This is a genomic window from Sphingosinicella soli, from assembly GCF_014199685.1.
GTDB lineage: Bacteria > Pseudomonadota > Alphaproteobacteria > Sphingomonadales > Sphingomonadaceae > Sphingosinicella > Sphingosinicella soli.
The window spans coordinates 142,197-164,009 of sequence record NZ_JACHNZ010000002.1 but is presented as its reverse complement, the minus strand read 5'-3'; the positions used below and the strand labels follow the sequence as shown (position 1 = coordinate 164,009).

Here is a 21,813-nt window from a genome sequence, read left to right as displayed (position 1 = left end):
TCGCCACGGCGCAACTCGCCCTTGCCATCTCCGCCTGCCGCCTCCGCCCAGGATCACGCCATCACGCAGCGGCCCGGTGAATAAGAGGGGCTAGTGTTCCGGATCGCCGCGAGACCGACGCAGCGCTCTCCGACCGCCGCTTGCGGCGCGGGCGGTGTCTCCGGTTCCGGCGCGGCCTGGGGCGGCGCGCAGGCCGCGACCGCAAGCGTGGCCATCGCCGCGGCGAGCGCGGTCTTCAGCGGTGTGTGGACGTGGAACGCGATCATCGGGATGTCTCCGCGAAGGGTGACGTGCCGGACCGCCTCCCATAAGGCGGGTTCGCGATCCGGCGGTACGCAAACGCTACAATGTCACAATACGGCCAGTACATAACGTCTCCATCTGAACGCGAAGTGAATCGGGCCCGCGCCGGGCTCATGCCGTCGTCTTGGCGTTGTATCCGCATTCATTGACCACGGGGCAGTGCCAGCATTCGGGTTTCCGGGCCTTGCAGGTGTGGCGTCCCAGCAGGATCAGCCAGTGGTGCGCGTGGCGGCGATAGGGTTTGGGGATCGCCTTCTCCAGCTTCAGCTCGACGGCGAGCGGCGTCTTACCCGGCGCGAGGCCGGTTCGGTTGGAGACGCGGAACACATGCGTATCGACCGCGAAGGTTTCCTCCCCGAACGCGACGTTGAGCACGACGTTCGCGGTCTTGCGGCCGACGCCCGGCAGCGCTTCCAGGCTTGCGCGGTCGCGGGGCACTTCGCCGCCGTGCCGTTCGAGCAGCAGCGCAGACAGCGCGATCACGTTCGCCGCCTTGGCATTGAACAGCCCGATCGTCCTGATGTGCTGCTTCAGCCCGGCTTCACCGAGCGCGAGCATCGCGGCGGGGTCGCGCACGTTTTGAAACAGCGCCTTCGTCGCCTTGTTGACGCCCGCGTCGGTGGCCTGCGCGGAAAGCACGACGGCAACGAGCAGCGTATAGTCGTTCACATAATCGAGTTCGGTTTCGGGGGCGGGGTTCGCTTCGACGAGATGGTCGAAAAATCGCGTGATCGTCTGCGGCTTCATGTCTCACGGCCTACCGCAGCTGCCCGCGCATTGGTAGAGTGGAGCGCTGTGACGACGCTCGATCTGAAACTCATGCCTCCGCCTCCGCTCGGCGCGCGTCCGGCGCTGTGGATCGTGGGTGGCACGGCGTTTGTCATGCTTCTCGTCTCGGCGCGTTTCGTCGCGCTCGGCGCGTGGCCGATCCTGCCGTTCGTGGTGGTTGATCTGGCGCTGCTCGTGTGGGCGTTCCGCGCGGCGGCGCGCGCGTCCCGCGCTTACGAGCGCCTGCAGCTCGATGCGTCGGGGCTTCACTACAGCCGTGTCGCGGCGGACGGCAGCGCGCGCGCGTTCCGGCTGGAGCCCATGTTCACCAGCGTCGAGCTGGAAACGCTGAGCCCACCGGAAAACCGGCTCTGGCTCGGTGAACGCGGCCGCAGGCTGCTTGTCGGCCGCTGCCTCAGCCCGCGCGAGCGGCAGGAGGTGTATGCCGTGCTGAAACGCGTGCTTCCGGCGCGCGGCTACAGATAGTCTCGGCTCAGGACTTATAAAATTGCCTTGCGGTGGGATTGATCAGTTGATGCTCCATCACCAGAGGCACAGGGTCGAGACCATGTTCGGAAAACACAAAGACTGGCGGCGAAATGATCCGACGATCATCAACCTGCTACATTCCGTGCGGCAATGGAAAATACGGCTCCATCCGGCTCACCAAGACAATCGAACCCCAACGGTTCACAATCAATCCGGCCCATCAAATGCCGGGACACTTAAGCGATACGCTCCATCCGCACGTCTTGCGCGCCTTCCCACAGCGTTCGCTTGCCGAGCGCTCGAAGCTGGTTGTTGCCCTCGGTTATCGTCATGAAGTGATTGCCTGCCAGCTGGCCCAGCGCGCTGGCAAACTGCACGCCGCCGTAGGCGAGCAGGATCTCGGCTTCGCTAAACCCTCCGGGATAGAAGATCATCTGTCCCGGTGCGGGATAGCTGGTGGCATTCTCGAATCCGAAAGGCATTGTCACTTCGCCGAGCGGCACCCAACACGCTTCTCCGCTCCAGCGCACATGGATGAATTTCGTATCATAAGGGAGGAGCGTCTCGAAATAGCGGCAGGTTTTGGGCGCCAACTCATGCTCAAGACGGCCGACGAGACGAACGTCGTTTATGGTGATGAGAATGTCCGTCATATCGGTCAGGATCCTGTGCGCGGGGTTATGGAACGCGAGGCAATCGCTTCGATTTCGACCAATGCGGCGGGAACGACGAGTTCGCTTACTACGGTCGAGCGAGCAGGCTTGTGCGAACCGAAGCATGCTGCATAGGCTGCATCAAAGGCGACGAAATCCGACGAGTTCTTGAGCCATACCGTGGTCTTGAGGATGTCGTTGAGCGACAGATCGGCGGCCCGGAGGACTTCGGCGAGGTTGGCGATGACCTGCCGGGTCTGTCCGTCGATATCGGCGCTCGAAATTTCCCGATTCGCATCGAAAGGGAGCTGCCCCGAGAGGAAAATGAGCGAGTCTCTCTCAACAATCGGGGCCAGGTGTGGCGTCATGTCGGTTCCTCATGCGCGGTGGGTTGAAAATCTGCACCCGCGTTATGCCGGAATCTATGGATTTGCAAATATTTTTCCATAATAGTGCAATTCTCCGATATAGAGAATATGGTTCGCGTTCGCGATCCGATTGTCCGCACGAAGCAGGAACGAATGATGACGGCAGATGCAGCTGTAAGTCTCGACGACAAATATGAGATCGGGCCCGGTCATGCCCTCGTCGCAGGGCGTCAGGCGCTGGTACGGCTGCCCATCGTTCAGCGGGCCCTGGACAAGCGAAGCGGACACAGCACGGCCGGCTATATCAGCGGGTACAGAGGGTCGCCGCTGGGCGGGTATGACGCGGAGCTGTGGAAAGCCGCCAAAGTGCTTGGCGAGAGTGACGTGGTCTTTCACCCCGGCCTGAATGAAGACCTAGCGCTCACGGCCGTCGCGGGAACCCAGCAGATCGATTTTGTTCCCGGCGGCACTGTCGATGGCGTGTTCGCGATCTGGTACGGCAAGGGGCCGGGAGTGGACAGGTCGGGCGACGCGATCAAGCATGCGAATCTGGCCGGCACGTCTCCGCTGGGCGGGGTCGTTCTGGTTTTCGGCGACGACCACGCTGGAAAGTCCTCCACGACCGCCCATCAGAGCGATCTCACGCTTGCCAGCTGGGGCGTGCCCATCCTCTATCCGTCGTCCGTTTCGGAGGTGCTTCCACTGGGGCTCGCCGCGATCGCCATGTCCCGTTTCTCGGGCGCGCTCGTGGGCCTCAAGATCGTGAACGAGACCGCAGAGTCGACGGGGGTGCTGGATCTTTCATTGCCGCAGGAATTTGTGCGTCCGGATATCGCGATGCCCGAGGGCGGCGTTCATATCCGCCCCGAGTTTCTGGCCATGCAGCGCCAGGAGGCGCGGCTGCTGGAATACAAACTTCCCCGCGCACAAGCCTTTGCGCGCGCCAATCACCTGGACCGGATCAGTTTCGGTGCAGAACGGCCGAGGTTCCTCATCGCGACTGCGGGAAAGGCCTATACGGATGTCCTTGACGCGCTTACCTCGCTGGGACTGGACGACAGGACGTGCCGCGACGCCGGAATCGGCGTTTACAAGATTGCGCTGATCTATCCGCTTGAACCAGACGCGCTCACTGCCGCCGCGATTGCCGCCACCGAGATAGTGTTCGTGGAAGAGAAGCAGGCGCATGGTGAAAATCAGGCGAAGCAAATCTTCTTCAATCGCGCGGAGAGGCCGGGAATCTGCGGCAAAACCACACCCGATGGCCAGCCTCTGCTGCCGTCCCACCTGCCGCTGGACAAACGGATAGTCGCTAAGGCGATCGCGTCCCGGATCAACGCCGTTCTTCCCGAAATCGCGTCCGCCCTTGGCATCGATGAAAAAGTCGAAGCGTCGGGCGGCAATCCGGTTGCGCCCCCGATGGTGCGCAGGCCCGAATTCTGTGCCGGCTGCCCGCACAATTCATCGACCAGGGTTCCGGCGGGATCGATCGGCGCGACCGGCATCGGTTGCCATGGCATGGCGGTGTTCCACCCGGACCGCAACCTGCTGCCGATGGGGCAGATGGGAGCGGAAGGGGCGAACTGGATCGGGCTTTCGCAGTTCACCACGACGCCCCACATATTCCAGAACTTGGGGGATGGAACCTATAGTCATTCCGGTTCGCTCGCTGTTCGCGCCGCCGTGCAGGCGGGCGTGAACATCACGTTCAAGATACTGTTCAACGATGCCGTAGCCATGACCGGCGGACAGCCCGTGGAAGGCCAGCTTCTGGTCGCCGATATCGTTCGCCAGGTGGCGGCCGAGGGCGTGAAGCGCATCGTCGTGCTTTCGGAAGATCCCGGTCGCTTTTCGCAAGAGCCGCTCCCTTCGGGCACCGATTTACGCCATCGCGACGAATTGGATGTTACCCAGCGCGGGCTGCGCGAGGAACCGGGTGTTTCGGTTCTGATCTTCGATCAGGTGTGCGCAGCCGAAAAGCGCAGGCGGCGCAAAACGGGCAATTTTCCCGATCCCGATCGGCGCGTCTTCATCAATGCGCTCGTGTGCGAAGGATGCGGCGACTGCTCGGTTCAGTCCAACTGCATGGCGATCGAACCGCTCAAGACGGATTTGGGACTGAAGCGCCGTATCGACCAATCGGCATGCAATAAGGATTTCTCCTGCAAGAAGGGCTTTTGCCCATCGTTCGTCACGATCGACGGCGGCAGGCTGCATGGCTCGCCCAAAGCGGCGGACGGGCAGGGCGACACTCTGCCCGAGCCTCAGGTTCCGGAGATCGAAGGCACGTTCGACGTGATGATTGCAGGCATAGGCGGAACGGGCGTCATCACCGTCGGCGCAATCCTCGGCATGGCGGCGCGCATCGAGGGGCTCGGCGTCAATCTCTTCGATATGACCGGCCTGAGCCAGAAAGGCGGCGCGGTATTCAGCCATGTCCGTTTCAGTTCTGACCGGGACGCCGTACTGGCGGCCAGGATCGGACCATCGCAATCGCGCGTTGTCATCGCATGCGATATGGTGGCTGCAACTCAGCCCGAGTGTATCGAGACGATCTCGAGCGATACCTTGGTCGTCGCCAACGGCAATGTGACGGCGACAGCGGCCTTCCAATCGAATCCCGACGTTCTGCCATCGCGCGACGGATTGGCGGAAAACCTCGCCCGCGCTGCGGGTCGCGCGCCGCATGTCTTTCCCGCGACGAAGATGTCCGAGCGCCTTTTCGGCGATTCCATCGCCGCCAACATGATGCTGCTGGGTTATGCGTGGCAGCTGGGTGGTATACCGCTCTCTCGTGCGGCTATCGAAAAGGCGATTGAACTGAACGGCAAATCCGTAGCCGCAAACTTGCGCGCTTTCGAGGCCGGCAGATCGGCCGTCTCCACGGAGCATGCCGATCCGGACGAGCCGTTCGATATCGAAGCGTTCGTTGCGGCGCGCGCCAAGGATCTTTCGCTTTACTGGAACGGCCGCTATGCGCGCCGCTATATCGACATCGTCGAAGCGGCCCGTCGGTCGGCAAGCCCTTACGCGGATGGCGATGCCCTCATTTGGGCCGTGGCCCGCGGCGCCTACAAGCTGATGGCCTATAAGGACGAGTATGAGGTGGGGCGTCTCTATACCGATGGCCGGTTCCATCGCTCGCTCGCGCGCGAATTCGTAAGTGTCCGGTCGGTCAAGGTGCACCTGTCGCCGCCGCTGCTTGCCAGGCGCGATCCCAACACCGGCCGTCCCCGGAAGTTCGCATTTGGCAGCTGGATTTTTCCGCTCTTCAAGTTGCTCGCTTCGCTTCGATGGCTTCGCGAAACGCCGCTGGATGTGTTTGGATGGACTTCCGATCGCCGGATAGAGCGCGCGCTTCGCGATGCCTATCTTTCGACCATGACGCGCCGGCTCGGCACGCTCTCGGCTGCCGATTTTCAGGCTGTCGTGGTCATCGCCGGCGCCCCGCTGGAGGTGCGCGGGTTCGGTCCGGTGAAGGAGGGGAGCGCGCAGGCCCTTCTCGATCGACTGACCGATACGAAGGGAGGAACGGACCGGCACCGCGCGGTTCCGGGCGCACCGCCGCTGGACGTCGAACAGGCATCGGCATGACGCACGCGGACCTCTCATCGACCCCGCCCACCGATGTCGTCTTCGGTCATCCCCGGGGATTTGTCGTGCAGCGCGGCGGCGGCGCTCGCATACTTCCGGAGGCCATTTCATGATACTGCACTTGTCGACCTGGACGGAGATCGAGGCTCATCTCGCACGGTCGCGGGTGATTGTCATCCCGATCGGTTCGAACGAGCAACATGGACCCACCGGCCTGTTGGGCACCGACTGGCTCTGCGCGGAGATCATCGCGCACCGGGCTGAGGTCGGAAGCATCGATATGCTTGTCGGCCCCACCTTCAATGTCGGCATGGCGCAACATCATCTGGGTTTCCCCGGAACCATCTCCCTGCGCCCGTCGACCATGATACTCGCGCTTCGGGACTGGATATCTTCGCTCGCCGCGCATGGCTTCGAAACAATCTATTTCCTCAATGGCCATGGGGGTAATATCCCGACTATCGAGGCCGCCTTTTCGGAAGTTTTTGCGGAGGCGAGCTTCCGAGGATGCCGATCCGGTCTCGACCTGATCTTGCGAAACTGGTGGCAACTGGCCGGTGTGGACGCGCTGGCCCGGCAGCAATTCCCCGTCGGGCACGGGAGCCATGCCGATCCGTCGGAAATTTCGATCACGCAGGCAGCCTATCCGCAGTCGATCAAGTCCGCCCCCTGCCATCCCCCGATCGCGCCAAGTGGCGCGGTGCGGGACGCGGTCGATTTCAGAGACATTCACCCAGACGGTCGGATGGGGTCGGACCCGTTGCAGGCCAGCCCCGATTTCGGGGAACGCCTGATTGGCGTGGCTGCCCAGGCTCTATCGAACGAAATAGCCGCCTTGAATGCGGCGCAAGCGCGGCCGGGGGCGAACAGCTAGCGACGAAGTCTCGGGGGCACTTCGGCGCAGCGCAGTGTCTTCAGCTTATGATACGCGTTTTGTCCGGCTGCGGGTTGTTGCTCGGCTGCGGGTTGCGGGGGCGCGGGGCTTTTTCTTTTCGCTGTCGATCCCGACATTCGCCAAGCCGTCGATGCTGTCCACCCCTTCGATCAGCTTTGATTCCTCGCCTGAACAGATGCACAGGACCTTACAGGGTATTTCGCCCACCGAAATATACGCGTGTCCCATCCTGCTGTCGAAATAGATGGCGTCGCCGGCCTCCAGCCTCACGGGCGCATATAATTCGGTATGCAGTTCGAGCGCGCCTTCCAACACGTAACAAAATTCCTCGCCGTGGTGACGGATCATGTCTCCAAAATCTTCAATCGAGGTTGCGAAGCCTTGGCCGAGGATCGGGACGAAGCGCTTGTTGAGCAAATCTGTCGCAAGAAACCGGTTTAAGTAGGAGTGGGTTGCGATCGTCCGACCTTCACCTTTGCGAACGATGCTGCGGCGGCCTCCGGCTCGGGATTGCGGCAGCTGCGTATCGCTGCGTGCGAAGAAAATGCCGATATCGACGTCAAGCGTCGTGCTGATGCGCGCGAGTTTGTCGTAACTCAGCGACACTTGGCCTTTTTCAATCTTGGACAGTGTGGAGATCGGAAAGCCGGTTCGTTTTGACACGTCAGCCAGCGTCCACGCTTTGTCGGTTCTCAGTTGCTTCAGAATCGCTCCCGGATTGGCTTCTTCGCTCACAAACTCCACCTCACAAGAATTGCCGATTTTCGCCCTGTAATCGCTAAATTTCCGGAAATTGGCAAATATTTCTCGCTTTACCGTCGCCCGCCCGCCTCAACGCCGTCTCCTCAAATCTCAAAGACGTACATTTTTCTTCATCGGCGAGAAATTTATCGACAGAGGATAAAAATATATCTACACGAGAATGAATCGACGAATGGTGCAGGCTGGGTCGGCAGGCGAGCCCCGTCTTTCGCACAGGCGGTTTCTCGTCGGCAATATTCAGTGCTGTACGGCTAGACATTTCTGAAAATGTTCAAATCGTAACCAACAAGAGATCGATAATTAAAGTACCAAAATAACAATAATAAGAGATATTCATGGGCGACAAAGAATTCGATGTTCTGGTTATTGGTGGGGGTATCGCCGGGATCGGCGTCGCAGCGCATCTTGCTCAAAGCTGCAGGGTGGCTGTTCTCGAAATGGAGGAGCAGCCGGGATATCATTCGACAGGACGATCCGCGGCGCTGTTCGTCAAAGGCTTTGGCAGTCCGGTCATTCGTGCGCTGACGCTTGCAAGCAAACCGTTCTTCTTTTCGCCCGACCCGCAATTCTGTGACGGACCGCTCGTCAGCAAACGGGATGTAATGATCGTGGGGCGCGCCGAAAAGCGCCAGGCATTCGAGCAATATACGGCCGACGAGATTCCTCACGGCAACCTCGTGCCTATCGATGCGAATGCCGCGATGAGCCTGTGTCCGGTGCTACGCGCAGAAGGCCTGATCGGCGCTCTCCTGGATGGAGGCGCCGCCGACATCGACGTTCATGCGTTGCAGCAGGGCTTTATAAAGCAGCTTAGAAGCCGCGGCGGCGAACTCTTTCTGAAGGCCAAAGTCGAAGCCATGGCATTTTTGCATGCCGCAGCGCTTTGGGACGTCAGAACCGGCCAAGGCGTCTTCCGCGCGCCGATCATCGTGAACGCGGCGGGCGCCTGGGCAGACGAGATTGCTCTCCGAGCCGGCGTCCGGCCGATTGGAATTGAACCGCGCCGCCGGACGGCGGCGCTCGTGGACATTCCTGACGGCTTGGTTTCCAAGGATTGGCCGATGGTAGTCGATGCCGACGAGCAGTTTTATATGAAGCCCGATGCGGGCCTGCTTCTGATTTCGCCCGCGAATGAAACGCCCTCCGAGCCGGAAGACGCTCAGGCGGACGAACTCGAAGTCGCAATGGCCGCTGAACGCCTGGAGCAGATCACGAGCATTGAGGTCCGGCGGATCAGGAGCAAGTGGGCCGGCCTCAGATCCTTCGTCGGGGATCGGTCTCCGGTGGTGGGATACGATCCGCAGGCGTCCGGCTTTTTCTGGCTGGCCGCCTTGGGCGGATACGGCATTCAGACGGCGCCTGCACTGACCGAACTTGCGGCTCGGCTCGTGCTGAAAATGCCCGTTCAACAAGCGCTGGAGGCAATAGGCATCCGAGAATCGGATATCTCGCCGTCGCGCCTTTCGCAGACGGCAGATCAATTGGCTGAAGACCAAAAAACGCAGGGTGAGATTACGAACCGGTGAAACTCATTGACAAAAGGGGACTATAGATGACTTTTTCACGAGAATTTCGTTCTTCGCGACTGGCGACCACGTCTATCGCTTTAGCCATGCTCATTCCCGTCGCTGCACAGGCCGAGACCGGGGCGGCCGATTCCGAGACTGACGAGATTATCGTCACCGCGCAGAAGAGAGACGAGCGGATCCTCGACGTGCCCGCAGGTATCAGTGTAATTTCTGCGGAGCGCCTGCGGGATCTTCACGCTACGCAGCTTGCCGACGTGAGTTCCTATATCCCTGCGTTTCAGGTGGACTCGGGCGGATCGCCGGGTCAGACCACGATCAGCATTCGCGGGATTGCGCCGATCGGACGGGCCAGTACCGTTGCAACCTACATCGATGACGCGCCGGTTGGCAGCAGCACGACGTATAATGGCGGCAACTCGTTTCAGCTCGATCTTCTGCCGTATGACGTTAAGCAATATGAGATTCTGCGCGGTCCGCAGGGCACCTTTTACGGCGCCAGCTCCATGGGCGGGCTCTTGAAATATTCGCTTGTATCTCCATCGCTTGACGAATTTTCGGTGCGGGCCGGCGGCAATCTCACCGCCGTCGAGAGCGGAGGGAAATTAGGAGGTGGCGTACGCGCGAGCGTTAGCGGCCCGCTTGTCGAGGGCAGGCTCGGCTTTGTCGCCAGCTATGCTCTGGAAAACACGCCGGGCTTCATAGACAATGCGGCGACCGGAGAGCGGAACCAGAACGGCGTCGAGCAGCAAAGCGCTCGCCTCGGTCTTTATTTCGAGCCCATGGAGTCCTTGACGATCAAGGTTGATGGCCTGTGGCAACGCATGAAAACGCGCGGCAATTCGAGCGTCCCGCTCAGCGACGGCAGTTTGCAGCCGCTTTTGGGAGACCTCGAGGATAACAACCTGGTCGATCAGCCGTTCCTGAAAACGATCAAAATCGTGTCGGGAGCGATCGAATATGAGGGCGCGCAGGTGACAATCACGTCCGCGACCAGCTATGCCGATACCGACGTCAGTCAGACGCAGGATGCCTCGTACACCTACGGCGTCGCATTTCCGTTCCTGGGTTTGCCGGCGGCCGGCAAATCGATCTATTCGTACGAACTGGGCCTGAAGAAATTCACCCAGGAAATCCGGGCCCAATCCAATGGATCCGGCCCGTTCGAGTGGACGGTCGGGGGATTCTACACGTTCGAGGATTCGACCAATTTCCAGTCGCCGAGCGCGCTTACGATGGACGGCGTGTCGATCCCGGGAGTCGACCCCATCTTCGAGGCGCAATTGCCGTCAACCTACAAGGAATATGCTGCGTTCGGCAACCTGAACTACGCTGTTTCCGACCGTTTCGAAGTGTTCGGTGGGCTCCGATACGCGCAGAACAAGCAGGTGTTCGGCCAGTTTGCGACGGGCATCATCCTGCCGGCTCCTATCGCCCTGCCCGATCAGAAATCGAAGGAAAATGTGACGACCTACAGCGCCGGCATGCGTTTCAAGCCGAGCGAAAATATCATGATCTACACCCGCGTAGCGACCGGCTACCGGCCGGGCGGGCCGAACCTCGCAATCCCGGGCGTTTCGCCGACCTTCAAGTCGGACAGCCTCACCAACTATGAATTCGGCGTAAAGGCCAACACGGCGGACAACATCTTCGCCATCGAAGCCGCCGCCTTCCGGATCGACTGGAAAGACATTCAGCTGCTGACCAGCCAGGGCGGCGGTTTCAACTACGTCGTGAACGGCAGCGAAGCGCGGAGTGAAGGCATCGAGGCGAATGTGACGTTACGCCCTGCCGGGGGCCTCTCCATCAATGGTACTTTGGCCTATATCGATTCCGTGTTGACGGCTGACGCGCTGCCTGCGGGCGGGATCGAGGGAGATCGCCTCCCGAACGTGCCCAAGCTGAGCGGTTCGATTGCGGCCTCGTACACGCAAGGCTTGACGGATTCCTGGAGCGGCACCTTCGGCTTTGGCCTTCGGATGGTGGACGATCGGCTGTCGAATTTGGAGAGTGCGCCGGCTGCCAGACGCCTGCCCGGCTATGCTGCCCTTGATCTGAATGCGAGCGTGACCGACGGGCGGTTTACCTTCCGGCTATTTGCCAAGAACGTGACCGACAAACGCGCCTATTCCTCATATGCTATCCTCAACAATCAGGCGACCGGCGCCGTGACGCAAGTCAACGCCGCCATTATCCAGCCGCGTACCATCGGCGCTGCACTCGACGTTCAATTCTAGCCGGAGCGGGCGGGGCGAATGTCCCGCCCTTGTTCGGCAATACCGGAGTATCATCACAATGCGTTTCAAGCATATTTCGATCTTGCTATTGTCCTCGGTTCTGGCCTCCGCAGCTTGCGCGCCCGTTGCCGCGCCCGTTTCGACGGCGCCGGGGAGCGTCGCGATGACCGCCGCGACACATATCGTGGAACGCGATGGCAGGAAAATCGCGTTCCACGTCATACCCGGCGTGCTGCCGGCCATTGTTCTCGACGCGGGTGGCGGGAACGACTCGAGCTACTGGTCGACCTTCGCGCCTGAACTTGCAAAACGGACGGGAGCCCGGATCATTACCTATGATCGGGCAGGGTTCGGCGGGAGCGACGAAGCCCCCGGTCCATGGAGCCTCACCTCGGCGATCGACGATCTGGAGGCAGGGCTGCGCGCTCTCGGTGCGACGCGCGGCACTTTGCTCGTTTCGCATTCGCTGGCAGGCGAGATCGCGACCGGGATCACCACGCGGCATCCAAACTGGTTCGCCGGCGGTGTCATGGTCGATGCAAACGTCCCGGAATTCTATACGGATGAAATGATCGCGCGTCAGACCAAGGTCTATGCTCCGCTGATTGAAAAGCTGCGCCAGGCGCCGCCTACGCCTGCCACTCGTCAGCTTTTGGCGCTGTCGGAATCGTTCGAGCCCGTTTCGCGCGCCTTTCACAAGATGGAATGGCCGAAGACTGTCCCTGTGGTCGTCATCGTTGCGGAGACTCCCCCTCAGCCGGATCCTGCCGACGCCCAGGCCTGGCGAGATGCGCAATCGCTCTTCGCGAGCAAGGCTGCGAACCGCACCCTGGTCACGGCGGCAAAGAGTTCACATAATGTTGCGCATGACAGGCCCGATCTCGTCTTCGATGCGATAGCCTCGATCAGGCTACAGCAATAGAGATACGGCTCCCGTCACATGTCCTGTGCCGGGAGCCTGTCTCATTCTGAAGGCGCAATCCTTCGGGCATGGCCATATCCGGCGGCTTTCTTCGATCGAGCGAAATCGCCCTGTCGCAGAACGCATATGACACTTCATCCCTCGCGAAATGCGGAACCGCGCTATACAGCGGCCCGAGCAGTGAGGATGATATCGACATGGCCGAAACAGGCAAAGGATCAAAAGGCATCAGGGCGAGCAGGGGAGTGGCTCTGGGAGAGCGTCTCACGCAGTTGCGACGCGAGAATAAATGGACTCTGGGCGATGTGGCGGCGCGAACCGGCGTTGGAGTATCGACCCTGTCGAAGATTGAAAACAACCAGGGCGACGTAACATTCGAGACCTTGATGAAACTTTGTGACGGGTTGGACCTGTCCTTGCGCCACCTTACGAAAGGCGAACCGGAAACCTTTCGCAGTGGTGCCCGGACGATCACGAAACGTGATGATGCTCTCATAATCGACACGGCACCTTATCATTTCGAAGTGATGTCGACCGAGCTAAGCCGGAAGGGAATGATCCCGACAGTCGTCACGGTAAAGGCACGTAGCATTGATGATTTTGCCGAAATGAACCGACATCCCGGGGAAGAGTTCATCTATGTCGTTCGGGGCACGCTGAAGCTTTACACGGAATTTTACCAACCGGCGATCCTGGAAGCAGGCGACAGCGCGCACTACGACAGCAGTATGCAGCATGCTTTCGTCAGTGTCGGCCCGGAAGATGCGGTCGTCCTTTCGGTAAGCCACGACAGCAGCGAAAGCCTGTCGGGACCGGTAGGCCATCTCGCCAATTTATTGGACGACGCCGCAGTGCAGTAACCGACGCATGAGGGCGCGCGTCGTAGCCAGGACGGAAAAATTCGCGATCGCGAAATATTTTCTCTTTCGTAAAAAATACGAAAAGCGTATCACGACTGCGCCACTCGTCGTTCTGCAGGGGAAATAGCATGACATCGTCCGCCACCGCCGGCCCGTCCGCGAAAATCGCGACGATTCTCCATTATCACAATACGGCAGCGAATTCGGGGGCGCCGTATGACGAGGAGCTCCAGGCGTTGCTCAACAGTCAGGGCGTGGAGGATGCGAAATCGGTGCTTCGGCAGTTGCCGTGGTACGCGCCGACGCCGCTTCGCGAACTCGATGGACTTTCGGACGCCATCGGTATCGGGCGCATTTTCCTGAAGGACGAGAGTTCGCGGTTCGGACTGAAGGCGCTCAAAGGCGTAGGCGGCGCATATGCGATTTACCGGCTGCTGGCCAAACGACTGCAGGAGGTCGCCGACAAGGACTTCAGCATAAGCGATATTCTTGGTGGAGATTACGCGAGCACGATTGAAACCGTTACGGTCGCATGCGCCACGACCGGCAATCATGGCCGATCCGTTGCATTCGCCGCCAAGTCATTCGGATGCAAATGCAATATCTACGTCCCGCGTCAGACCAGCGCGGGCCGAGTGGCGGCGCTGCAGGAACTCGGCGCAAATGTTGTGCGGATCGAAGGCAATTATGATCTGGCGGTCAAGGCCGTAGAGGCCGACGCCAAGGCAAACGGCTGGTACATCATCTCGGATACCTCCTATGAAGGTCACGAGGACACCCCTCGCGATGTCATGCATGGATACCAGGTTATCGCTGACGAGATTGTGGCCCAGCTTCCGGAAAATATCATTCCGACACACGTATTCGTGCAGGCCGGCGTCGGCGGAATCGCAGCAGCGATGTGCTCGCACTTCTGGCAGACATGGGCCGTTCGCCGCCCCCGGTTCATTGTCGTCGAATCCAAGGAGGCTCACTGCCTTTATCTCAGCGTCGAGAGCGGCGAGGTCGTGATCGTCGAGGGGGCGCACAGCACGCAAATGTACGGACTGGCTGCGGGCAAGCCTTCACTGAACGCACTCAAGATTCTGAGAAAGGGCGTCGACGATTTTCTGGCAATCGACGATGTGGAATCTTTCAAGGCCATGCGGCGCCTGGCTGATCCGGTCGGGGCCGATCCCGCCATCGTGATCGGAGAGGCGGGTGGTGCCGGAGTGGGCGCGCTGCTCACGATCATGGAGGCTTCCGATCCGGGCCTTCGAGACGCCTTGGGTTTGAACGATCAGAGCATCGTGCTTTTGTTCGGGACCGAGGGCGACACGGATTCCGAAAGCTATGCGCGTATTATTCATGCAGCGGATTGAGAAGGGCCGCGCAGTCCTCGCGCCATAGAGACGCGACAGCGCGGTTGCGTGTCGGGAACTGACGGACTTCCGACATGGAATCCCGATTGGATTTCGGGGCGCTTGGAAGAGATTGTTTTTTAAACGCCCGGCTCAATGGCCAGAATCGCCCGCTGGATCTCTGCAAACGGCATCTGTCGGTCGGGATCGATGTTAAACATCATCGCGATCGACAGACGGCGTGCGGGGAAGGTCACGAGATAGGCGGTATAGCCCGGAATAGAGCCGGCGTGTCCGACCGCCATCAGTCCGTCGAAGGTTCCGATCTCCAGCCCGAAGCCATAAGCCGCCGTGCCTTGCGCTATGGGCGCGTCGTCGCGGATCGCGGGGCGTCCGTCGTTCAACGTGCCCGTCGCCAGCATTTGACGGAAACTTGCAGGCTTGAGGATTTGCCCTCCAAAGAGCGCCTGATGCCATTGTACAAGATCTGCAGACGTCGACCGCAGGACGCCCGCGCCTCCCGCGTTATCCATCGACACATAGTCCGCCTTCCGGAACCGGCCGGCCAGCGCATCGATCAATGCATAGCCATCCGCGCGATGCGGCACCACGTCGATCGATCGATCGGCGGCTGTCTGCTTCAGGCGGGCCTGATCGATGAGTTCGTCAAAGGCCCGGGAGAGCGGCTGGCCTCCCACCCGCTCGATGATTGCGCCCAGCAGGAAATAGTTGGAGTTGGAATATTAGAAGCGCTCGTTGGGCTTGAAATTCAAAAGCGGCTTCTGCGCCAGGATATGATCAAGCATTTGCTGCGTTGTGCGGTCGATTTTTTGTTGCTGCGCGAATTCGCTGCCGGAATAATTGCGCAAGCCCGAGGTTTGGTGAAGAAGCATCCTTATACTGATCGGGCCGGCCGCGACCATTTCCGGAATATATTTCGAGGCCGGTTCATCAAGGCCGAGGTGACCTTTTTCGACCAGTTTCATTATTGCAACAGCTGTAAACTGCTTCGTTATCGACCCGGCCCGGAACACGGTATCCGTGGTCACGGGTGTGGATGTTTCAATGTTGGCGATCCCATAACCGGCCGAGAACACCAGTCTTTCGTCACGCGCGGCGGCTACCGAAAGGCCCATTCCGCGACCGCTGCCGATGAAGGACTTGGCAATGCCGTCAAGCGCGCGGGGCGGCGTAGGAAGCCTGGGCCTCTCACCGCTGAGCACCTCCCCCGCAGCCGCTCTCACGGATAAGGACAGGGGCAACGCGGCAGCTAGCAAGTGGCGTCGGTTCATGATCATGTCCTATTTGTGGAGGGGCCGACGGCGGCGAGTCATCAAGGCTGTCCGACGTTAGGGAGAGCAAGCCTTCGCATGTCGAGCAGGGTTATCCGCCCCACACCGTCTGCAGCAGGCGCTGAAAATTCTTTCCCAGAATTTTCCCGATGTCCTCGTTGGAATAGCCGCGACGGACCAGCTCTTCGGTCAGATTGAAGATTTTCAGCGGGTTGTCGAAGCCTTCTACATCGGCTTTTTCCCGGATTGCATAACTTTTATAGTACGCACGCGCTTCCGCCAGTGCGGCAGGCGACATGTCGTCATATCCGTACATGTCGATATCACTGCCGATACCGACATGATCTATTCCGACCAGTCGGACCACATGATCGATATGATCCACGATATTGCCCAATGTCGTGGGTTCCTTTGCGCTGACGAACATCCGCACCCCGGTAACCCCCATGACACCGCCCTTTGCCGCGCAGGCCCGGATGGCTTCGTCCGTCTTGGTTCGCGGATGAGTGTTCAGCGCGCGGCAGTTGCTGTGCGTAATCGCAATCGGTGTTTCCGAGAGAGAGATTGCGTCAAGCGTCGTGCGATCGCCGCAATGCGAGACATCGACGAGCATCCCGACGCGGTTCATTTCAGCGATAATCGTCGCCCCGAAATCGCTGACGCCCCCGTCGACGCGGTCGGTCGCGCCCGATCCGATCAGGTTCTGGCTATTATAGGTAAGTTGGGAAACGCGCTGGCCCAGGCCGTAAAACCGCTTCACGTCCTCAAGCCGGGAAAAATGCTCGGAATTTTGCAGGCCCATAATGAGCGCGATCTTTCCGGCGCGTTTCGCCGCCGGAATATCGGATGCCTTGTCGACGATCGAAAACAGGTCGCTGTGCCTGCCGGCGAAATTCTGTTGCGTGGCAAGGTAGTCCGCAACCTTCGCGGTCGCATCTGGCCCACCGATGCCGCTGGCTAGGTGCAGGCAATTGATGCCGCTGGCACGGAAGTCTTCGGCCGCCTCCGGGCTGAGAGGGCGTTCATAAAAGCCGTCGCGCGTATCAAGCTTGAGCGATCCCAGCATGTCGATCACGAGCGAGGATTCCATCAGGTCCATCACGCGTTTCGAATATAATCTCGGCGATTTCGCCGATGCGGCAAAATAGCCTTTATTGATCATGGGAAATGCAGCCATTCCAAGGGCGGCCGCGCCCAATATATGGCGGCGCGACACATTGGTTTTCGAAAAATGCTTATATTTCACAATGGATCCTTCCACGATCAATCGAAATTCCTTTGTGGATCAGCCTGTGCGGCCAGTCAGATCCTTCCGAGACACACTGCTCGCGCCCGATTTCCCCCATATCGCACGCGAGCGACGAAATGGAAATAGATTCTCTAATATAGAGAATAATCGAGAACGGCCCGCGGCGGAAAAGACCATGCCCGCCGCCAAAGGCGCTGGATGGTCGGATAGCTCTCCTCTAAACATTGAACGTCGGGGGGGTGGGGGAGCTTCAATGCTGGATGTGACGACGACCGAAGCAGCGCTGGCCTTGTGCATGTTGATCGGCGCGGCGCTGTATTCGAGTGTCGGGCATGCGGGCGCATCGGCCTACATTGCGCTGATGGCCCTGTTCGGCATTCCGGCGGGGGTCATGCGGCCCACTGCGCTTGTCCTGAACATCATCGTCGCGAGCTTTGCGTCCGTTCGGTACGCGCGCGCCGGCATGTTTCGTTGGCGAACGCTCTGGCCGTTTTTGTTGGGGGCGCTGCCGTTCGCGTTCATCGGCGGCGCGATCAGCCTTCCCGGTGACGTGTATCGGCCGCTTGTCGGCGTCGTGCTGTTCTTCTCGGCGGTTCGCCTGCTTTGGCCGAAGGATCTGAAATCGCTCACTGAAACGAAAGACCCGCCGATTGTGCTCGCCATCCTGTGCGGTGCGGGCATCGGCCTTCTATCCGGTTTGACGGGCACAGGCGGGGGCATCTTCCTTTCGCCGCTGCTGTTGTTTCTTGCCTGGTCGCCGCCGAAGCCCGCTTCTGGCGTCGCGGCGGTTTTCATTCTCTTCAATTCAGCGTCGGGTTTGATGGGCAATCTGACGTCGGTTCAATCGTTGCCGTCGAACTTGCCGCTGTATGCGGCGGCAGTGATGGTGGGCGCGGTCATTGGAACGACGCTCGGTATTCGGCTGTCGTCACCGATGGTGCTCAAGGCGCTCGGCGTCGTTCTCCTCGTTGCCAGCGCGAAGCTGATCGGGGTCTATTGATCGGCACGGGCGGCTGAGCCGGTGCGCGCGCCGGTGCGGCGCAGGCCTCTCGTCTTCGATCTGTAACGTAGCGGGCATTTTTCTGTCACGCGAACGACGCCTGAGTTTCACGAATCGGCCCTAAGCGGACGCCGCAAAGGGGCGGTATCGGGATCGCCCCCTGAAAAGGGTCAATACCATGTCGCACCGTATCCGCGCGCGCCGCGGCCGCATCGTCACCGCGCTTTTTGCTGTCACCGCGCTTTCCACCCCCGCCTTCGCAGGCACGCTCGTCGGCAGCGTCGTCGATGCGAGCGGTGTCCGGGGGCTTCAGGGGGCGGAGGTCGAGATCGTCGAGATCGGCCGCGTCACGTCGGCCGGTACGGACGGCACCTTCCGGTTCGCGGATGTGCCCTCGGGCAGTTACACGCTGCGCACGCTTTATGCCGGTGCCGATGAAAGCCGCACGTCGGTCAGCATCACGGAAGACGGCACCACGCGCGCCGATATCGTGTTGGGCACCGGCGACGACACCATCCTCGTCATCGGCCAGCAGGCGAACCTCGGCAGCTCGATTTCGCGTCAGCGTGCGGCGGACGGCGTTTCGACCGTCCTCACGCGCGACGCTGTCGGCCAGTTCCCCGATCAGAACGTCGCCGAGGCGCTGCGCCGCGCGCCGGGCATCAACGTGCTGAACGATCAGGGAGAGGGCCGCTTCGTATCGGTGCGCGGGCTCAACCCCAATCTCAACTCCACCTCGATCAACGGAAACCGCGTCCTCGCGACGGGCGGCGACGAGCGCTCGGCGGCGCTCGACGTGATTCCCTCGGAACTCGTCGAATCCATCGAGATCAAGAAGACGCTGACGCCCGACATGGACGGCGATACGATCGGCGGGTCGGTCGAGATCAACACAACGAGCGCGTTCGACCGCAAGACGGGCTTCGTCTCGCTGAAGGCGGAAGGCTCCTACAACGAACTGCAGGACACCCTCAGCCCCAAGGTCGGCCTCGATTTTTCCACGCGGCTCGGCGGAAACTTCGGTATTTCGGGCGGCATCAGCTACAACAAGCGCAAGTTCGGCAGCGACAACATCGAGATGGCCGGATGGACCGAAGCCGACAACGGCATCGTCTATGCCGAAGAGCTCGAATATCGCGATTATGATGTGACGCGCGAGCGGATCGGCGGCAGCCTGTCGTTCGATGCGCGGCTGGGCACCACGACCGAGCTTTATCTGCGCGGCGTCTACAGCCGTTTCGACGACGTAGAGCTTCGCCGCCGTTTGATCTTCGGCTTCGATGGCGAGCCGTCATCGGGGACAGATACAAGCGCCACCTTCGATTCGGCCGATGATCGGATCGAGGTTCGCCGAGACCTCAAGGACCGCCAGGAAATCCAGACGATCAAGACGGTGTCGTTCGGCGGCAAAACCGAAACCGGCCCGTGGCGCCTGACATATGACGCGGCATGGTCAGAGGCCCGGCAGTTCGAGGACGGGTCCGTCGATCCGGTTCGTTTCCGTCGCCGCTTCGAGGAGCCGGGTGAACTCGGCGTGACCATCGACACCTCCAATCTTCAGATACCGGCCTACACGATCAACTACGGTGCGGCGGATTTCCTCGATCCGACCGGCTACAATCCCACGCTTCTGGAACGCACGACGGACGAAGACGCACGCGACCGCGAATATTCGCTGCGCGGCGACGTTGCCCGCAGCTTCGCGCTCTCGAACGGCACGTTCGAGGTGCAGACCGGCGTGAAGGCCCGTTTCCGCGACAAGAAGCTCGATTTCACGATCGACCTGTTCGATGATTTCGACGACGGCTTCACGCTGGCGGATGTCCTCGGCAAGCAGACCTACGGCCTTGCCGACATCAGCCCGACGACCGATCTCGCGAAATGGCGCGCGTACTACAACACGAACGGCACCGCAGGCATGGGGCGCAATGCGCTGGAAAGCGACTGGGTCTCCGCCGCCGAGGATTACCGCGCGAAGGAGGACATTCTTGCCGGCTACCTGATGGGCCGGTTCGACAACAGCGTGCTGCGGGTGATCGGCGGTGTGCGCGTCGAGCGGACGAAGAACGAATTCTTCGCCAACCGTCTCGAGGTGAACGAGGACGCTGAAACGCTGACCATCACGCCCATCAATTTCACGCGCCAATACACGGACTGGCTGCCCAGCCTCAACGTCCGCTATGCGCCCACCCGCGACATGGTGCTGCGTGCCGGCGCGTTCCGCAGCGTGGTTCGTCCCAAGCTTGGCGACATCGCGCCGCGCTTTGTTGTCGAGGAAAACGAGGACGGCGATCGCGAGGGCGATTTCGGCAATCCCGACCTGAAGCCCTATCGCGCCTGGAACTTCGATGTGACGGCCGAGTATTATTTCGCCCGCAACGCGGTCGTGCAGGGCGGCGTCTTCTACAAGCGCATCGATGATTTCATCGTCGATGCCGTGTTCGAGGAAGACGACGCGCCCTATAACGGCGTCTACAACGGCATTGCCTTCACCGAGGGCACCATCCCGCTGAACGGTGAGCGCGCCACGGTGAAAGGCTTCGAGTTCGCCTATCAGCAGGCGCTCGATTTCCTGCCCGGCGCGCTCGACGGCCTGCTCGTGAACCTCAATTACACCTACACGGATGCCAAGGGCCGCCTCGCCGACGGGGCCGACCTCGCCGGCCGCAGCATTGCGCTGCCGTCTTCGTCGAAGCACACGCTCAACGCTGTTCTGGGTTATGAAAAGGGTCCGGTCAGCCTGCGTCTTTCGGGTGCCTACCGTTCGGGTTATCTCGATGAAGTCGGCGGCGAAGCGGAAGAGGATCGCCTCGTCAAGAAGCACTTCCAGCTCGATTTCAGCGCGAAGTACCAGTTGCTGAAGAATGTCCAGCTGATCGGCGAAGTCGTGAACATCCTCGACGAACCCTATACCGCGTACAACACGTTCGGCGGCCGGGAGCGCCTCTATCAGTACGAGGAATACGGCATCACCGCGAAGTTCGGCGTCAAGGCGAACTTCTGATGAAACCGGCGTGCTTGCCGGCGCTGCTGCTGATCGCGGCGGCGCCGGCCGGCCCGGCGTCCGGCGGTGGCGTCACGGCCGTTATCGAGATACCGGCGGGAAGCGACATCAAATACGAGCGGGATGCCCAGGGGCGGCTTTTCGTCGATCGATTCCTGGCGTTGCCTGTGCATTATCCGGTGAACTACGGCGTCGTGGACGGGACGCGCGCGGGCGACGGTGACGAGCTTGATGTTCTGGTCCACACGCGCACGCCGGTGATGCCCGGTGCGCGCATCCGGGTGCGTCCGGTCGGGGTGCTGCGCATGACCGACGCGGGACAGGCCGACCACAAGATCGTGGCGGTTCCCGCAGACAGCGTCGATCCCGCCTACGCGCGGGTCGAAACCGTGACCGATCTTCCCGCGGCGGATGTGGCGCGGATCGCGGACTTCTTCCGCCTCTACAAACAGGCGCCGGACGGCGCGTCTCCGGTCGTGCTCTCGGGCTTCGGCGACGCCGATGAGGCCGCCGACATCATCAGGGTAGCGTCAGCGCAGCCGCGATAAGAG

The 21,813-nt window shown here is 60.7% G+C and carries 17 protein-coding genes and 1 pseudogene; 11 read left to right on the top strand and 7 right to left on the bottom strand.

From position 1 onward, the window contains the following. Nucleotides 1–53 precede the first annotated feature (53 nt). On the bottom strand, nucleotides 54–266 hold the full coding sequence (locus tag GGQ98_RS02110; protein WP_184064350.1) for a hypothetical protein: 213 nt from the start codon (nucleotides 264–266) through the stop codon (nucleotides 54–56). A 148-nt stretch (nucleotides 267–414) separates the two neighbouring features. Beyond that, entirely contained in the window at nucleotides 415–1,050 is a 636-nt protein-coding gene (gene nth / locus GGQ98_RS02105) for an endonuclease III (protein ID WP_184064347.1), read from the bottom strand. Nucleotides 1,051–1,098: 48 nt separating this feature from the next. Here nth and GGQ98_RS02100 point away from each other — a divergent pair, with 48 nt between their 5' ends. After that, entirely contained in the window at nucleotides 1,099–1,557 is a 459-nt protein-coding gene (locus GGQ98_RS02100; RefSeq protein ID WP_184064344.1) for a DUF2244 domain-containing protein, read from the top strand. A gap of 239 nt (nucleotides 1,558–1,796) precedes the next feature. On the opposite strand, the gene GGQ98_RS02095 is transcribed toward GGQ98_RS02100, so the two are convergent. Further along, nucleotides 1,797–2,213, bottom strand: a complete 417-nt coding sequence (locus GGQ98_RS02095; RefSeq protein ID WP_184064341.1) for a DUF3830 family protein — start codon at nucleotides 2,211–2,213, stop codon at nucleotides 1,797–1,799. Between the two features lie 5 nt (nucleotides 2,214–2,218). Further along, a complete protein-coding gene (locus tag GGQ98_RS02090; RefSeq protein ID WP_184064338.1) occupies nucleotides 2,219–2,581 on the bottom strand; it encodes a RidA family protein in 363 nt (120 codons plus the stop codon). A gap of 156 nt (nucleotides 2,582–2,737) precedes the next feature. Between GGQ98_RS02090 and GGQ98_RS02085 the strand changes: the two genes are divergently transcribed. Further along, complete coding sequence (locus GGQ98_RS02085) at nucleotides 2,738–6,175, top strand: indolepyruvate ferredoxin oxidoreductase family protein (RefSeq protein WP_184064335.1); 3,438 nt, start codon at nucleotides 2,738–2,740, stop codon at nucleotides 6,173–6,175. Nucleotides 6,176–6,284: 109 nt separating this feature from the next. After that, on the top strand, nucleotides 6,285–7,049 hold the full coding sequence (locus tag GGQ98_RS02080) for a creatininase family protein (protein ID WP_184064332.1): 765 nt from the start codon (nucleotides 6,285–6,287) through the stop codon (nucleotides 7,047–7,049). Nucleotides 7,050–7,094: 45 nt separating this feature from the next. Here GGQ98_RS02080 and GGQ98_RS02075 read toward each other — a convergent pair whose 3' ends face one another. Continuing rightward, the gene (locus GGQ98_RS02075) at nucleotides 7,095–7,805 is read right to left on the bottom strand and encodes a helix-turn-helix domain-containing protein (RefSeq protein ID WP_341534106.1); all 711 of its coding nucleotides are present in this window, start codon (nucleotides 7,803–7,805) and stop codon (nucleotides 7,095–7,097) included. Nucleotides 7,806–8,167: 362 nt separating this feature from the next. Here GGQ98_RS02075 and GGQ98_RS02070 point away from each other — a divergent pair, with 362 nt between their 5' ends. The 5 genes from GGQ98_RS02070 (at nucleotide 8,168) to GGQ98_RS02050 (ending at nucleotide 14,738) form a co-directional block, all read left to right on the top strand. Beyond that, nucleotides 8,168–9,358: an NAD(P)/FAD-dependent oxidoreductase gene (locus tag GGQ98_RS02070; protein WP_184064329.1), complete on the top strand. Its 1,191-nt coding sequence runs from the start codon at nucleotides 8,168–8,170 to the stop codon at nucleotides 9,356–9,358. 26 nt (nucleotides 9,359–9,384) lie between these two features. Further along, a complete protein-coding gene (locus GGQ98_RS02065; RefSeq protein WP_184064327.1) occupies nucleotides 9,385–11,595 on the top strand; it encodes a TonB-dependent receptor in 2,211 nt (736 codons plus the stop codon). Nucleotides 11,596–11,758: 163 nt separating this feature from the next. Continuing rightward, nucleotides 11,759–12,517, top strand: a complete 759-nt coding sequence (locus GGQ98_RS02060; RefSeq protein ID WP_184064325.1) for an alpha/beta fold hydrolase — start codon at nucleotides 11,759–11,761, stop codon at nucleotides 12,515–12,517. Between the two features lie 197 nt (nucleotides 12,518–12,714). Beyond that, nucleotides 12,715–13,377, top strand: coding sequence for a helix-turn-helix domain-containing protein (locus GGQ98_RS02055; RefSeq protein ID WP_184064323.1), 663 nt, complete (start codon nucleotides 12,715–12,717; stop codon nucleotides 13,375–13,377). 128 nt (nucleotides 13,378–13,505) lie between these two features. Beyond that, nucleotides 13,506–14,738, top strand: a complete 1,233-nt coding sequence (locus tag GGQ98_RS02050) for a diaminopropionate ammonia-lyase (protein ID WP_184064321.1) — start codon at nucleotides 13,506–13,508, stop codon at nucleotides 14,736–14,738. Between the two features lie 119 nt (nucleotides 14,739–14,857). Here the strand turns inward: GGQ98_RS02050 and GGQ98_RS18220 are convergent. Together GGQ98_RS18220 and GGQ98_RS02035 are read right to left on the bottom strand one after the other, a co-directional pair. Next, nucleotides 14,858–16,009, bottom strand: a pseudogene (locus tag GGQ98_RS18220) (serine hydrolase domain-containing protein). Between the two features lie 91 nt (nucleotides 16,010–16,100). Continuing rightward, nucleotides 16,101–17,270 (bottom strand): dipeptidase, encoded by a 1,170-nt coding sequence (locus tag GGQ98_RS02035; RefSeq protein WP_341534107.1) that lies wholly within the window; start codon nucleotides 17,268–17,270, stop codon nucleotides 16,101–16,103. A 163-nt stretch (nucleotides 17,271–17,433) separates the two neighbouring features. On the opposite strand from GGQ98_RS02035, the gene GGQ98_RS02030 reads away from it, so the two are divergent. The 3 genes from GGQ98_RS02030 to GGQ98_RS02020 all read left to right on the top strand — a co-directional run bounded on the left by GGQ98_RS02030 (nucleotide 17,434) and on the right by GGQ98_RS02020 (nucleotide 21,810). Further along, entirely contained in the window at nucleotides 17,434–18,258 is an 825-nt protein-coding gene (locus tag GGQ98_RS02030; RefSeq protein ID WP_207791196.1) for a sulfite exporter TauE/SafE family protein, read from the top strand. 178 nt (nucleotides 18,259–18,436) lie between these two features. After that, a complete protein-coding gene (locus tag GGQ98_RS02025) occupies nucleotides 18,437–21,262 on the top strand; it encodes a TonB-dependent receptor (protein WP_184064317.1) in 2,826 nt (941 codons plus the stop codon). After that, nucleotides 21,262–21,810 (top strand): inorganic diphosphatase, encoded by a 549-nt coding sequence (locus GGQ98_RS02020; RefSeq protein WP_184064315.1) that lies wholly within the window; start codon nucleotides 21,262–21,264, stop codon nucleotides 21,808–21,810. The genes GGQ98_RS02025 and GGQ98_RS02020 overlap by 1 nt, the downstream gene beginning before the upstream one ends. The last annotated feature ends 3 nt before the right edge of the window (nucleotides 21,811–21,813 follow it).